Origin of the sequence: Nitrosomonas sp., assembly GCF_019752095.1 — a bacterium.
GTDB lineage: Bacteria > Pseudomonadota > Gammaproteobacteria > Burkholderiales > Nitrosomonadaceae > Nitrosomonas.
In genome coordinates this window covers 52842-68219 of record NZ_JAIEMO010000025.1, presented here as the reverse complement: position 1 = coordinate 68219, position 15378 = coordinate 52842, and the positions used below count along the sequence as shown (strand labels likewise).

At 44.0% G+C, this 15378-nt stretch carries 14 protein-coding genes; 7 read left to right on the top strand and 7 right to left on the bottom strand.

Features of this window, described 5'->3' with window-relative positions; all coding sequences use genetic code 11:
- The first annotated feature begins 68 nt into the window (after positions 1–68).
- The 5 genes from K2Q13_RS08070 (at position 69) to K2Q13_RS08050 (ending at position 5775) form a co-directional block, all read left to right on the top strand.
- Entirely contained in the window at positions 69–1283 is a 1215-nt protein-coding gene (locus K2Q13_RS08070; protein WP_292920552.1) for a glycosyltransferase, read from the top strand.
- Positions 1280–2809 carry an oligosaccharide flippase family protein gene (locus K2Q13_RS08065; protein ID WP_292920551.1) on the top strand — a complete coding sequence of 510 codons (1530 nt, stop codon included), beginning with the start codon at positions 1280–1282 and terminating at the stop codon, positions 2807–2809. Before K2Q13_RS08070 ends, K2Q13_RS08065 begins: the two co-directional genes overlap by 4 nt.
- Positions 2810–2842: 33 nt before the next feature.
- Positions 2843–3967: a glycosyltransferase gene (locus K2Q13_RS08060; RefSeq protein WP_292920550.1), complete on the top strand. Its 1125-nt coding sequence runs from the start codon at positions 2843–2845 to the stop codon at positions 3965–3967.
- Positions 3968–4013: 46 nt separating this feature from the next.
- Positions 4014–4793: a WecB/TagA/CpsF family glycosyltransferase gene (locus K2Q13_RS08055; protein ID WP_292920549.1), complete on the top strand. Its 780-nt coding sequence runs from the start codon at positions 4014–4016 to the stop codon at positions 4791–4793.
- Positions 4794–4854: 61 nt separating this feature from the next.
- Entirely contained in the window at positions 4855–5775 is a 921-nt protein-coding gene (locus K2Q13_RS08050; protein WP_292920548.1) for a sulfotransferase domain-containing protein, read from the top strand.
- A 56-nt stretch (positions 5776–5831) separates the two neighbouring features.
- Here K2Q13_RS08050 and K2Q13_RS08045 read toward each other — a convergent pair whose 3' ends face one another.
- From K2Q13_RS08045 to sucC, 5 genes are all read right to left on the bottom strand, one after another.
- On the bottom strand, positions 5832–6419 hold the full coding sequence (locus K2Q13_RS08045) for a CBS domain-containing protein (protein WP_292920547.1): 588 nt from the start codon (positions 6417–6419) through the stop codon (positions 5832–5834).
- Positions 6420–6550: 131 nt separating this feature from the next.
- Positions 6551–7996 (bottom strand): D-alanyl-D-alanine carboxypeptidase/D-alanyl-D-alanine-endopeptidase, encoded by a 1446-nt coding sequence (gene dacB, locus K2Q13_RS08040; RefSeq protein ID WP_292920546.1) that lies wholly within the window; start codon positions 7994–7996, stop codon positions 6551–6553.
- Positions 7997–8020: 24 nt separating this feature from the next.
- Positions 8021–8329 (bottom strand): hypothetical protein, encoded by a 309-nt coding sequence (locus K2Q13_RS08035; protein ID WP_292920545.1) that lies wholly within the window; start codon positions 8327–8329, stop codon positions 8021–8023.
- A gap of 34 nt (positions 8330–8363) precedes the next feature.
- Positions 8364–9239, bottom strand: coding sequence for a succinate--CoA ligase subunit alpha (gene sucD / locus K2Q13_RS08030; RefSeq protein WP_292920544.1), 876 nt, complete (start codon positions 9237–9239; stop codon positions 8364–8366).
- Between the two features lie 50 nt (positions 9240–9289).
- Positions 9290–10450 carry an ADP-forming succinate--CoA ligase subunit beta gene (gene sucC, locus K2Q13_RS08025; protein WP_292920543.1) on the bottom strand — a complete coding sequence of 387 codons (1161 nt, stop codon included), beginning with the start codon at positions 10448–10450 and terminating at the stop codon, positions 9290–9292.
- Positions 10451–10704: 254 nt separating this feature from the next.
- On the opposite strand from sucC, the gene K2Q13_RS08020 reads away from it, so the two are divergent.
- Positions 10705–11988, top strand: a complete 1284-nt coding sequence (locus K2Q13_RS08020) for a hypothetical protein (RefSeq protein WP_292920542.1) — start codon at positions 10705–10707, stop codon at positions 11986–11988.
- A gap of 100 nt (positions 11989–12088) precedes the next feature.
- A complete protein-coding gene (locus K2Q13_RS08015) occupies positions 12089–12466 on the top strand; it encodes a hypothetical protein (RefSeq protein WP_292920541.1) in 378 nt (125 codons plus the stop codon).
- 16 nt (positions 12467–12482) lie between these two features.
- On the opposite strand, the gene K2Q13_RS08010 is transcribed toward K2Q13_RS08015, so the two are convergent.
- Positions 12483–13886, bottom strand: a complete 1404-nt coding sequence (locus tag K2Q13_RS08010) for an NADH-quinone oxidoreductase subunit N (RefSeq protein ID WP_292920540.1) — start codon at positions 13884–13886, stop codon at positions 12483–12485.
- Entirely contained in the window at positions 13864–15372 is a 1509-nt protein-coding gene (locus tag K2Q13_RS08005; RefSeq protein WP_292920539.1) for an NADH-quinone oxidoreductase subunit M, read from the bottom strand. The genes K2Q13_RS08010 and K2Q13_RS08005 overlap by 23 nt, the downstream gene beginning before the upstream one ends.
- Positions 15373–15378: the final 6 nt, after the last annotated feature.

The window sequence follows — 15378 nt, the reverse complement described above, 5'->3', positions numbered from 1 at the left end:
AAAATGAAGAATTAAGGATTGGAAATTAGTATGCTGAATTCTTGTAATCTGTTAATCGAAAAGATGTTATGAAGATGCTTTACATTGTAGAGGATCGCTTTCCTCCATTCCGTGCAGATGTGGTGGAATTGTTCGCTAAACAGATGCCAAGCCGCGGGCATCAAATTGATTGGCTGATGCAAAGAGGGGCAGATGCACTCAATCTGTCATCACCTACAGATTGGTTGGGAAATACTGTCTATCTCACTCCGCGGAGCAAACGGCAGGGATTGTTCGGCCGGATACTGAACAACTTGCTGGGTATGCAGGGTGATTTAATGATTTTGTTCCTCGCCTTCAAGAATCGGTATGATGTAATTCAAGTGCGCGATAAGTTTTTTGCTAGCTTGATTGCTTGGTTGGCGGCCCGTTTGACGGGTGCTCACTTTATTTACTGGATGTCTTATCCGTTCGCCGAATCTAAATTGTATCAAGCCCATAACAAGCTTGTGCCACATCATCGACTTGTTTGGCTCAAAGGGCAGATTATCCGTAATTTACTTTATAAGGTAATCCTGCCATCGGCAGATCATATTTTTGTGCAAAGCGATAGAATGAAAGATGATGTTGCACAAGAGGGTGTTTCTCCTGCCAAGATGACTGCCGTTCCTATGGGTATTCGCGCCGATCAAGTAGGTAAAGCGGAAGATGCTAAAGCCCCAAATGTGCATTCACCCTTGTTATTGCACCTCGGAATCATTATGCAGCTGCGTCAATCAGAGATGCTAGTGCGTGTGCTGCAGCGAGTACGTTTGCGTTATCCTGACGCCCGTTTGCTATATGTGGGCGACGGTCAGTTGCCAAGCGATCGTCAAGCAGTAGAGAGGGAGGTATCTCGACTGAAATTGTCAGAAGCTGTAACAGTGACTGGTTTTATGCCTATGGAGAAAGCCTGGGAACTGGTTGCACAAGCTGATATCTGCTTTTCGCCTTTCTATCCTGTTCCTGTGTTACTTTCCACTTCGCCCACAAAGCTTATCGAATATATGGCCATGGCTAAATGCATAGTTGCTAATGAGCATCCTGAGCAATGTCAAGTGATGGAGTCAAGTGGAATTGGTAGTTGTGTACAGTGGGGTGAGCAGTCCTTTGTCGATGAGGTTTGTAAGTTGCTGGATGACCCTGAACGTGCGCGGATGCTGGCATCAAAAGGACCAGATTGGGTGCGAGAGTATCGTACATATAATGTTATTGCCGATTTAGTAGAGTCACAATACAAGAAATTGCTTGGATCGACAGCATGAATAGTTCCGGTCTTTATTCCGGTAACCGTTTTCGTCAAGCTATACTGCATTATCTACTAGGGCGAACTGCGCAAGCCATTGCCTCTTTCATTTTTATAATCTGGTTGGTTCGCTTATTATCCCCTGTTGATTACGGGGCGTACATGGTTTTGTGGGGCATGGTGGAAATGATGGCGCCGCTAAGCTCTTTAGGCATGCTTGAGGCAGTGCGACGATTTTTGCCAGAATTAGCATTACGAGGAGCACCCAGTGCATTAAAATGGTTTGTGCGTTGGATGACTTTAATTCGTTTTGCCATCATGGTAATTTGGGCCGCGCTAATAACTGCTTTCTGGCCAGATATTTCTGCATGGCTAGGTTTTAGTGTGCCTCAGCAAGATGCAACTTTGGTGGCGGTGGGGTTGATCATTACCGTCATTGGTTTTCGCTATGCCACTGAAATGTTGGAATCCCTTTTAGAGCAAAGATGGGCTCAATTGATTCATTCATTAATGTCAATTGGACGTTTGGCCGGTGTTGCAATCCTAGTATTTAATGAGAATTTGTCGCTCGAACAGTTGCTGTGGATGGATTTAATCGTTTCACTGGTTTGTTTGATATTAGCCGAATTTCTCTTAGTACGAAAACTACGCAACATACAAAGTACTGGGGATTTCCATGTAAGTGCGCGTGAGATATTTGATTTTGCATGGCACATGGCAGGTGTTAATCTTCTTCGGGCTGTTGCTAACCCTGGTGCGCTACGTATTCTTGTAGCCAGAACCTTAGGGCTTGAGATCGCTGGGATGTTTGCTTTTTTGCAGCAATTGTTGCTAATTGCCGGGCGCTATCTTCCTGCCAAGTTATTGGCAAACATTATTCGACCTATGCTGATATCTCGCTATGTAGCGGGAGAGGTTGACGTGGTTAAGCAAGGAATGGCCTTATTGTGGAAGAGTAATTTTTTAATAATTGCTATTTGCATGGCAGCATTAAGTGTTGCTGGCAATGAACTAATCGCTTTGGCAAGTAGTGGACGTTTCATGGATGCTGGCATGATTATGGTGATTATGTTGCTTGGTTTGGGAGCAACAAGTCAAGGTCAATTGGTTGTTATGATTATGCAGATTTTTCCGTATACGCGCCAATTAAAAAATCTCAGCATATTGTCTGCAGTAACACCAGTGGCGGTAATAATTGGCTCAAGTTGGGGATTGATGGGCGTGGTATGCGGAATCGTGCTAGGTGCGTGGCTAATGAATAGTCTGACTTTACTTTGGTTAAATTATCAAGCTGGTCGCATCCAATTTGACTGGTTTGGTACTATACGCGGTCTTAGCATTGCTATATTTCTGGCTGCTATCGGTTGGGTTATTGAAGATAAATTGGGAGTGTGGTGGGCGCTTACATTTGTTTTAGTGGCTTATGTACCTGGCTTAATGTTGGTAAAACCATTAAACCAATTAGATATGGCGTTACTTAGCCGAGGATTACGTCGCCGTGCTCGGTTATTTTTGCATTTTACTTCGAAAACATATAACAATTGATCATTTTCTCTAATCCTTTTAATTGCTTCGGATATGTCTAAAAACTACGAGAATACAAAGATTATGCATGTCATCAACGGCGAGTTTTTCTCTGGTGCTGAACGAGTGCAGGATATCTTGGCAATGTGTCTACCGGATTATGGTTATGAGATGGGCTTTGCGTGCATAAAGCCGGGAAAATTTTCTGCTTGCCGGAATTCCACTGTACCAATCTTTGAAACATTTATGAAATCGAAATTTGACTTGGCGCCGGCGTGGGAGGTTGCAAAGATCGTAAAGCAAGGTAATTATTCCTTGTTGCATACACACACTCCTCGTGCTGCACTGATTGGCCGCGTAGCAGCGTGGCTATCTGGCGTGCCATTGGTCCATCATGTACATAGCCCCACGACACGAGATACCGAAAGTGTATGGCGTAATCGCATGAATTCATTGATAGAACAACTGAGTCTGGTGGGGGTCTCGCGATTAATTCCCGTATCGAAAAGCCTGGAATTTTATTTGAAAAAACAAGGTTGGCCAGAGAAACGGATTGCGATGGTCGCTAATGGAGTAGTCACACCTGATGCGCTGCCTGTGCGAGACGCGCCTGGACCAGAATGGGTAATTGGTAGCGTGGCATTGTTTCGGCCGCGCAAAGGTACGGAAGTTCTAATACAGGCGTTAGCAAGCTTGCGTCAGGCAGGTCGTCCTATAAGATTGCGGGCAGTAGGTCCATTTGAGACTGTGGAATATGAGAAAACTATTAAAGAGATGGCTGATAGACTCGGAGTAGGGGATATGATTGATTGGATTGGATTCGCTCAGAATGTCAATGCCGAATTTACTAAAATGGATATTCTTGTTTTGCCGAGTCTTTTTGGGGAAGGTATGCCTATGGTAATTCTAGAAGCAATGGCAACAGGGGTGCCGGTAGTAGCATCCGATGTGGAAGGTATTCCTGAAGTATTAGAACATGGTAAATCCGGCTTGGTAGTGCCCGCTGGTGATGTAAAGCAACTGGCCGCTGTTATAGCTGAGTTAATAGATAATAAATATGACTGGCGTGCCATGCGAGAAGATGCTTATCAGTTACAGACAGCCAGCTTTTCTGATTACAGCATGGCTAAAGGTGTAGCGCGTGTTTATGATTTGATCTTGGATCCGGCACACCATTAAAGCATGGGGTACAAAACACTGCAATTCATAAGGAATAAGATAACACATGAATCAAATTCCTCTGTTCGGACTGAAAATAGAAGATACGACATTAGCTGACGCCAGCGCAAACATAGTTAATGATGCTAGTTCAGGTGTGCAGCGTAGAATAATATATTTCGTCAATGCACACTGCATAAATATTGCTGCGGTAGATATTGACTACCTCTCTGTATTGCAAGATGGGGCAACGCTATTTGCGGATGGCAGTGGTATGCGTTTCGCTGCCGGATTAGCCGGCTTCTCCCTAAAAGACAATGTCAATGGCACCGACTTGTTTCCGGTGATCTGTCATGATGCTGCGGCAGCTGGTGTCAAACTGGCTTTATTGGGCGCTCGTCCAGGAATCGCAGAACGTTGCGCAGAAAATATGAAAATTCAATCTCCTAAATTAGATGTTGCTTGGATTCATGATGGCTACTTTAAGCAAGAAAGTGAAGACGATATTATCGATGCTATCAATCGTAGCGGAGCGGAAATTTTGTTTGTGGCGATGGGGGTGCCTATTCAGGAGTTATGGATCGCACGCCATGTAAACAAACTTAATGTGGCTGTAGTCCTTGGTGTGGGCGCTTTGTTTGATTTTTATTCAGGTACGATGCCACGTGCGCCGCAGTGGATGCGTCGTCTTGGTCTGGAATGGTTATTCCGGTATATGATGGAACCAAGAAGGATGTTTATGCGATATATTGTAGGCAATCCGGTATTTATCATTCGAACATTATGGCGGCGTTTAAAGGGTCAGAAAAATCTACAAGAAGCTGTTCTGCTTGATGGTATGAAGTAAGAGGAATGGAATTCGATCTGATTAAGAATATTCTTGAGAAAATAATGTTGATTTTAAATTTATGAAAGCGATTTCTAGTATTAATTTGGCTAACTTTATTATCGCGGGTACAGAGAAGGCTGGTACAACGTCGATATTTACGTATCTAAGTACGCATCCATCAGTTTGCGGTTCAGCTGTCAAGGAAACAGATTTTTTTCGTAATTTATATACAGGTGATCCCAAAAAAGATACTACTAATTATGCCAGTTATTTTGAGCGTTGCTCTCCTGAAATTCCGATTCTGATGGAAGCTTCACCGGGATATCTGGGTAGTGGTGCAGAAGTAGCAGCTCGTATCCATGCACTAGTGCCGGAAACCAAGCTTCTGTTCATATTGCGAAATCCCATTGATCGGATATACTCCTCATTCAATTTTCATGTTGGAAAACTGAATCTTGATCCTGATTTAAGCTTTGAGGAGTATATTGATAAGTGTATTGCGTATGACTCTGGTCAAGAAACACCCGCTGAATTGAGCATTAAAGAATGGTATTTAAAGATCATCAGTTTTGGTCGGTATGTTGACTACTTGAAATACTATTACCAGCTATTTCCGGAAAATCAGATCAAGATTATGTTTTTTGAAGATATGACTCAGGATATTGACGGTTTCATGCGGGAACTGTGTCAGTTCTTAGAGATTTCTCCAGACTATTTCAATGGATATGATTTTAGACGAATTAATGTTACTTATGAAAGCAAGTTAAAATGGTTGCATAAGATCGCGGTCTACTTTAATGCGAAGTCTGAACGATTCCTGCGGCAACGACCTGAATTAAAGCAGTTTATAGTGAGCTTATATAAGAAAATTAACCAAGCAAGAGAAGGATATAACGAAATTTCCGATGAAAGTCGTGATCGTTTAAAACAATATTACTTGCCGAGTATTGTGGCACTACAGACGCTTATTAGAACAAAAAATATACCTTGGAATATTTGATCCACCTAGTAAAACAAACCAGCAGAATCGAAACTTACTGGCTGGCTTGTTTTTTTCTAATGTGCAATTAATGATGATTCAATTTCCGCAAAACTCTTCGCTACATTATTCTGTGGAATAACTGTACCAAGCTGTTTCTCAATTTGCGTCCAGGAGAAAATCCCGCATATCCTGGGTAGCCCGATGGTAGGATCGTCGATTACTAGCGCATGCAAGCGATCGCTCTCGCGCAAACTTGCGACTATATTGCCAACTCTGGCGTGCATTACTTCTTCCAATGGAATGGCTTCCAACTTATTCAATGGCGTCATCATATCCATCACCAGAATTTCGCTGTGTTTTACACCTCTTTCTTGAATAAAACGCATAGGCTTTTCACCCAGAATATCGGTTGCCGTGATAATTCCTGCCAGAGAATTGCTGTCATTTATGACCAGAAGCGTGCGCACACCACGTTGCATCATGTAAGTGTTGGCTATTTGCATTGTAATATAAGGAGATATGACGGCTGCTTGTATTGTGCGCAAATCAGTCATCACTTCAATTGCGGGAGATTTAAACGTTACTTGATTAGGGGATATGGGTTGGGAAACTTGTACTGTGCCTGTTAGATACTTTACCGCGAGAGACTTATATTCATTCATCACTTTGTGTACTCCTCACTCTTGGAATGGAAGGGAATCACCTGATTTCAAAATAGATCATCGATCTTGAACACGCACTTTACGCCGAAATTAATTTTCAATCAATAGTAATAATTCTATCTGGGACATGCCTATTTTCGGCGATAAACCCATTGCACCAACGTATCCATGATGGCACGGGATTGTTCAGCTTGATCGTGATTAATAAAAAAAACAACCACAACGCGTCGCCCCATCTCGTCGATCAAATACCCTGCCAACGCACGCACGTTATTCAATGTGCCGGTTTTCATATGTGCTAATCCCTTAATCGGAGTATCAGTAAAACGATTTCTCAGTGTTCCATCTACCGCAGCAATCGGCAATGATGCGATGAATTCCGGCATTACCGGACTATTGAAAGCGGCAAGCAATAGTTGCCCCATATGCCGAGCGCTGATTCGTTCTATGCGCGATAATCCAGAGCCATTCTCAATCATTAATTCCGGAAAACTCAATTGCTTGCTGGCTAACCATCGTCTGACTGCTGCATCCGATTTAGCCAAAGTGGCTGGTGAGTTATCAATTACCGAATTACCTGTGCCCAACGCTAAATACAATTGACGTGCTGCAATGTTATTGCTGAATTTATTGATGCCACGGACAATATCTGACAACGGTGGTGATTGATAAATTTTGAGCGGTAACAAGTATTGCGGTGTTTTACCCAGGATGGCATTACCATCAAATATGCCACCTTGCTGCGTCCACAAGTGTCTGAACAAATCACGGGTATAAATAGTACTGTCATGCAGACTCAACATATACGATTGTTTTCCACAATGCTGGGAAAAACTACCATTCATAGCAACCGTAAAATTATTCTTATTTTTTTCATCCACAATTGCTTCAATAGTAAGAGAATTTTGCCAAATTCCGCATTTTTCTTGAGTAAGCTTTAAATTATTTTGTATTTGCAAAGATTCTGGGACAGGATCAATCACGACACGTACAACATTCTTTTCAGGTTGTGGAAACAAGTAGAACGTGGATGCACGGTAATTGATCAGAAATGCCTCTGGTAGCACGTTGTAGGTGCGATAGGGTTGTCCGTCAAACTCACCTGGATCTTCGCGGGGAATCTCATAATATGAATGATCCAGAATCAGGTTACCTTTAATTTCAAGTAATCCGGTTTGACGCAAGCGATAGATCAGCAGCCAGAAATTTTCTAGGTTCAGTTTGGGATCACCATAACCTTTTATGATTAAGTCGCCATATAAAATGCCATCGGTAATTTTTCCATTGGCATAAAGCTTGGTTTGCCAGGTATGCGCAGGACCCAACAATTCCAGCCCAGCATAGGTAGTCAACAACTTCATTACCGAAGCCGGGTTCATGCTTGAATCCGCATTGATTGTGAGCACTGGCTGGCTGGCGCCAATTTCATGGATATATACACCAATCATCGCTTCCGGGATGGCTAGCTGTTGTAGTTTTTGTTTCACTACTAAAGGTAACTCATTGGCAAATATTGGAGCGGCTAATGTAGCAGTCAGTCCAATTAAAAAACCAAGATATAAACAAATCTTGGTCATTTTAATACTTCACTTTCAGAAAGATTATTTTGCGTTTTTGCACAGGGAAAATCCATCATCCCATCCCATGCGATATTGTTCATCCGTGTCATATCGATTCAAGTCTTTAAAGGCCCAGCTTGTTCTTTTAGCGGTTTCGCAACCATCAATATAACCTTGCTGAGTGCTGATCGGATAACCCGTCAGGTTGTATTTTGGCTTAGCACTATCGGGTAAAGGACCTGTCGGTCGCTCAGGTTTTTTGGCTGGAAATGGTTGTTTGGTGGAAATTCCGCTGCAGGCGGAAATAATGAGCACAGTTAAAATGATAAAAAATGGTAAACGATAGCGCATGGTAAATTGCCTTCAATATTTTCTAAGTAACAAGTTACAAAACCGATTTTAATAGTTTTCCCATCTCGGCTGGATTGCGTGTGACTCTGACTCCGCACGATTCCATTACTTCAAGCTTCTCTTGAGCTGTTCCCTTGCCACCGGAAATGATAGCGCCAGCGTGTCCCATGCGTTTGCCTGGCGGTGCTGTCACACCAGCAATAAATCCGACTACGGGTTTATGCATATGATCTTTTATCCAACGTGCGCAGTCCTCTTCATCCGTGCCGCCGATCTCACCTACCATCATTACGGCATCAGTTTCGTCATCGTCATTGAACAATTGCATTACATCCAGATGTTTTAAACCATTCACCGGATCACCACCAATGCCGATGCAGGTAGATTGTCCAAGTCCTAGCGACATCAGTTGCGCCACTGCCTCATATGTCAGTGTACCCGAGCGTGAAACCACCCCAATCCGACCTTTTTTATGAATATATCCCGGCATAATCCCTATTTTTATCTCATCTGGTGTAATAATTCCCGGACAATTCGGACCAATCAAGCGAGTTTTCTTGCCTTGCATTTTGTAGCGAGTACGGATCATATCGCGCACCGGAATGCCTTCGGTAATGCAAATCACGAGATCCAGTTCAGCTTCAACTGCTTCATCTATCGCTGCGGCAGCGAAAGGAGGGGGCACATAAATCACTGAAACATTGGCGCCGGTTTGTTGCTTGGCTTCTTTGACCGTTGCATAAACCGGTATACCTTCGAAATTCTCGCCAGGTTTTCGCGGGTTCACACCTGCGACGAAGCATGCTTTGCCGTTGGCATAGTCGCGGCACATACGCGTATGAAATTGGCCGGTTTTACCGGTAATGCCTTGTGTCATTACACGACTGTTGTGATTAATCAGGATGGACATAGCAAAAGGATTCCTTATATGATGACTAGCATTGACATTGATAAGTTGGCTTACCCGGCTGCATTAACCGCTTTTTGCGCCGCATCAGCCATGTTATCTGCAGAAATGATTTTTAACCCGGAATCCGCCAGAATTTTCTTCCCAAGATCTACATTGGTGCCTTCCAACCGAACAACCAATGGCACTGTAAGTTGCACATCACGAGCAGCTGCTACTATGCCTTGCGCAATTACATCACATTTCATTATGCCACCGAAAATATTAACCAGAATCCCTTTTAGCTTAGAATTGCGCAGCATCAGTTTAAATGCTTCAGTCACCTTTTCCGCCGTTGCTCCACCGCCAACATCGAGAAAGTTGGCGGGATTGCCACCATACAGTTTGATGATATCCATCGTCGCCATTGCCAAGCCTGCACCATTTACCAGACAGCCAATATTACCGTCCAAAGGGATATAGGATAATTCGTGTTTCGATGCTTCAATCTCCACTGGATCTTCTTCATCCAAATCACGCAATGCGACGATCTCGGGATGACGAAACAGTGCGTTTTCATCAAAATTCATTTTGGCATCGAGTGCCATTACCTGCTGCTCTACAGTTACTGCCAATGGGTTGATTTCCAACAGTGATGCATCAGTCTCATCAAATGCTTGATATAAGCCTTGCAATAAGGTAACAGCACCTGACAAACTTTGCTTAGGGATGCCAATTTTTTGCGCAACTTCTTCAGCCTGCTGTTGACTTAAACCCGCGATGGGATCAATAAACACTTTATGAATTTTCTCGGGTGTTTCAGCTGCGACTTTTTCAATTTCCATGCCACCTTCCGAACTTGCCATCAAACAAACGCGTTGTCGGCCGCGATCCACCACCATACCGACATAGAATTCTTTTTCTATCTGTATCCCCTGCTCAATAAAAAGTCGATGGACTATCTGTCCTTCCGGGCTAGTCTGATGAGTTATCAAGCGCATGTTCAGAATTTCACTCGCGCGCTGACGTACCTCATCCAATGACTTGGCTACTTTTACTCCACCACCCTTACCCCGCCCACCGGCATAAATCTGTGCCTTCACTGCCCACACATCACCACCTAATTGCTGCGCAGCTTGCACCGCCTCGTTAACACTGAAACAAGCAACACCCTTTGGTGTGATCACATTATATTTGCGTAAAATTTCTTTGGCTTGGTACTCGTGAATCTTCATGGGCATGTCCTCATCGGAATGATTTAGAATATCAAGATTCTAAGTATAACCTAATCATCAATAATGATTCGATTTCACAATCTCACGAATAATAAGGTGCATTAATTTATGTTACTTTTGAAGAGCTTACTGACTGCCCCGCTAACTACTAAGGTATCGAAACCATAATAAAAAACCCAAAGCTTTATTCAGTATCTGTTCAGACTAACACAGCTAATATAGCTGTAAATGGGAAATCAAAAGGTGAGGGGTATATGAAAAAATTTAAAATCACGTGTATGGCAATTGCGCTATGCAGCGTTTTTTTAATCAGCACTGTAGGAGCTGAAGACGGCGGAGGCTTTGACGGGGGAGGCTTTGATGGAGGTGGCTTCGACGGTGGTTATGATGGAGGAGGTTTCGATGGTGGAGACTTCGACGGAGGGGGTTATGATGGGGGTTATGATGGAGGTTACGACAGTTACGACAGCTACGATGGCGGAGGCCATGACAATTTTGATGATGGCGGTTTTGATTCTGGAGATTACTATGACCAGAATAGTGGTTTCGAAGAGAGTTATGATCAAGGTGATTTTGGGCAAGACGATGCATTTTATCCAGATAATGCGTTGGATCAACAAGAAAGTATCGATTTTGCCGATGATTTAAACTCGGAAAACGACTTAAATCAAACGGGTGAATTTAACCAAACGGATGATTTTGGTGTGAATAATAACGCTGATTTAAATACTGACGCTGCACAAAGTAAAGAAATTGCACCAGAATCCTTCCAAGATAACTTGGCGACTCCCGATGAATCGAGCGAAATTGGAACATCTGCTCAAAGAGATGATGTTAATCAAGCTGACCCTTCCGTCCAAAACGCAATTAATGAAAATAATTCCGACTCTGACAATGAAGTTGCTCAAGACAGCGCTGTTTCACAAGATACCGAGACTCCAGATAATCAAGCCATTGAGAATAACGATTCAACGGGAGCCGATGGAACAAATCAGGAAGGCTCCAACACTCAGAATGTGAATATACAAAACAACGTACAGGCGGATCAAAATACTGCAAACCATCATAATTCTGATCACCACCATGACAATCATCATGGGCATCATCACCATTTCGATGGGTTTGGTTTAGGATTTGGTCTGGGATTGGGATTAGGCTGGGGATTAGGCCCAAGTTGGGGCTGGGGGCCAGGCTGGGGTTGGGGTTGGGGTCCTGGTTGGGGGATTGGTTATGCTGGTTTTGCACCTTTTAATAGCGTTGGTTTCTACAGCGCACGAAGGGTAGGTGGCTTCTATAATAATTATGCGTTTGGTCCTTATCGCCAATTTGAAAGCTATTATCCATTAGGTGGTTATCCTGTTGGCGTTGTCACCGCCCCGGCAATAAGACCAACGTATATTCAACAAAATGTGGCGCCCCGGCCAGCTACTGTGCAAAGAAATAATTACTGGTACTATTGTCGTAATCCGGAAGGATATTATCCGTATGTTAAGCAATGCTCCGGTGAATGGATAAAAGTGCCTCCGCAACCGTCCTGATATTATTGAGAACTTGTATTCGATAAAATCAGATCATGAACTTCGCTACATTGACTTAAAATAACGTTTTGTTTAAGAATGATAAAGCCGAGATAAATATATGAGTGAAGAACAAAAAAACTTAGAAGTTACGACGGATGAATCACACAATGTACGCTTGCGAATCTTTATAAGCTGGGTTGTGGTAATTATCCTGACCTGTTTCGGGACACTCATGTTGTATAAGCTAACCAATTTCCATAATACACCTGGTGATTACTGGAAAAATATGGTTAAAGAGCAATTCCCGGTATTAATCGGATTACCTATGGCTGGTCTGGGTTCACTTTTTGTCACACTGATTTTGCGAATATCGACAGGACCAATAGAATTTGAAATAGGTGGCCTTAAATTCAAGGGAGGCGCGGCTCCTATTGTTTTTTGGATTATTTGTTTTATGGTGATTGTTTTGTCGATTAATTTACTGTGGCAGAAATAATCGAAGCACAACTCAATCAAAGAGTTTTAATAAAATCCAATATCCACTCGGGGAAAACACCCAATCCGATGATAAGTAAACTGGTAATAGTCACGATGGATAGTGTTCCCTGTGAGAGATACATGACATTCTCTCTTGTAGATTCTTCTCCATAAAATACAATTAAGATGCGTAAGTAATAATAAAAAGCGAGTGCCGTGTTAATCACCGCTATGATCGCAAGTGCCATATGACCGGCCTCGATGGCGGCACCAAACGCGAGCAGTTTGGCAACAAATCCTGCGGTTGGAGGAAGGCCTGCAAGAGCCAGGAAACATATCCCTATGGCTATACCCAGTGCAGGAAATCGTCGTCCAAATCCACGATATTCTTCCAGATTCTGGCGATCCTGGTTGGGGTGAGAAAAGGCAGCTACAACAGCAAAAATACCCAGATTCATCAGTGCATAGGTCAAAGCATAGTAAATAGCAGCGTCACGTCCCAGGGAATTCCCTGCTGCCAGCGCAACCAGAATATAGCCGAGATGGGCGATGGACGAATAGGCTAGTAATCTTTTCAAATTCTGCTGATGCAGTGCTAATAAATTACCAGCTATCATAGTGACTACGGCAAGAATCCCTAATAATGGTAGCAAAGCTTCCCATATATGTTGTAGTTGCAGACATAATAACCGGATCAAAAACACTAATACTGCCACCTTTGCAATGCTAGCGAATAGTGCTGTTATCGGAGCGGGCGCAGCCTGATAAATGTCAGGCGCCCACATATGAAAAGGAACCAGCGCGAGTTTGAATCCAACGCCAACCAGGATCAAGGTTACAGCGACTATCAGTAAAGAATTGTCGATAGTTATAGAACCCAGTGCTGCCAGATTCAGTGTGCCGGTACTGGCATAAGCTAGAGTGATTCCGTATAGAAAAAAAGCAGCTGCAAAACCAGCGAGTATGGCATATTTCACGCTACCCTCAATTGCGCCACTTCGCTGTGGTTTCCAGGCAATAAGTGCGAAAAGTGGTACGGCCAGAATTTCGAGTCCAACAAATGCCGTAACAAGGTTATGCGAGGTCACGAGCAAAGTCATTCCCAAGGTTGCAAATACGATCAGGCTCAAATACTCTTCTCGCACTTCATTCTTGGTGGGCGCATAGTTAAAAGATAGAATTATGATGGCTACAGCACCTAACATAAAAAACTGAGCAAACAATCTCCCTAAATTGTCAATGATAAGCATGCCGCTTACTGTCTGAGGTGTTTCCCAGAGCATAGTAGTCGCAGCCCCGAGCAATAGAAACAGTGCCGAAACCGTCGCTAAGGTCCGCGTAGAGACATGCTGCGGCCAGATGCCTAGAGCCAGTACTGTCAGTCCACCCAATATGAGTACAATGAAAGGCGCTAGGCTAATCAGGTCTGCGGAATGCATCTTCTGTTCCTGCCAATGTTGCAGTATTCGATTCGATAATAACGCTTGCCGGAGCTTGCAAATAATCCAGGAAAGGAGCCGGGTACAGTCCGAGCCAAAGCACAGTGATTGCCAGTAACCCAAGTATCAGCATTTCGCGGTGATCAAGGTCGTTCCATGCGTGGTCGCTACTTATTTCGCCCAACATGGCGCGCTGGTACATCCATAGCAGATAAATAGCGCTTGCAACAATGCCTATGACACCCGCTATGGCAAGCCCGATTGAGACCTGGTATACACCAGCAAGAACCAGAAATTCACCGACGAAATTGGCTAATCCCGGCATGCCCATGGCTGAGAGTGTGAAAAGCAACAGCATGGCGCCCAAGCGTGGCATGGGTGACAGCAGGCCGCCCATGCGGGGCAACAAGCGGGTACCGACGCGTTCTTCCAGCATGCCGACAATGGCAAACATTGCGCTTGTTGTCACGCCGTGAGCAAGCATCAGAAGCATTGCGCCGTGCAAGCCCTCCTGATTCCAGGCATAAATTCCAAAAACGACAAAGCCGAGGTGGCTGATAGAGGAGTAGGCAATCAGGCGTTTCATATCTTCTTGTACCAGAGCCAGTAGGGCACCGTAGAGAATACCGATAACACCCAAAGCCATAGCAAATGGTGCAAAATCTACGGAGGCTTCGGGGAAAAGCGGCAAGCAGAAACGTAGCAGGCCATAGGCACCTGTTTTCAGTAATAGGCCAGCAAGAATGATACTGCCTGCTGTCGGAGCTTCTGTATGGGCGTCAGGTAACCAACTGTGGATCGGGAAGAGTGGAATTTTAACAGCGAATGCTACGAAAAACCCGAGCATAAGCCACATTCCGATACCGTCAGACAGATTGGTGTGCAGTAGATCAAAGTAGCTGAATGTGTAAACGCCGGTTTGTTCGCCGTGAATAAAATACAATCCCAGAATAGCCACCAGCATTAATAGAGAGCCGGTAACTGTAAAAAGAAAGAATTTGTAGGCGGCGTAGAGCCGCCGTTCATGGCCCCATAATGCGATTAGAAAATACATCGGCACCAGCATGAGCTCCCAGAATACGTAGAACAATATTAGATCCAATGCCAGAAAGACGCCCATGATGCCGGCTTGGGTTGCAAGTAGTAGTGCGGCGTAAGCAGGCCAGTTGTGGCGAATTGAGTTCCATGACACAAGTATAGCTATCGGAACAAGTAGTGCGGTCAGAAGTACCAGCAACAGGCTGAGGCCATCCATGCCCAGCAGAAACTGAATACCCATTATCGGAATCCAGGGAGCCTGGACTAGGTACAGGTAGCCATTTGAATCAGGGCTTGCGCTCCACCAAAGACTCAATGCAATCAATAGCTCGCCGACCGTAATGGCCAGTGCTAGCCAGCGAACACAGTTTACAGAAAAGCGGCTTGTCAACGCAATTATGAGCGCTCCTGACAAAGGCAGAAATATTAGAACGCTTATCCAGTACATAGTATT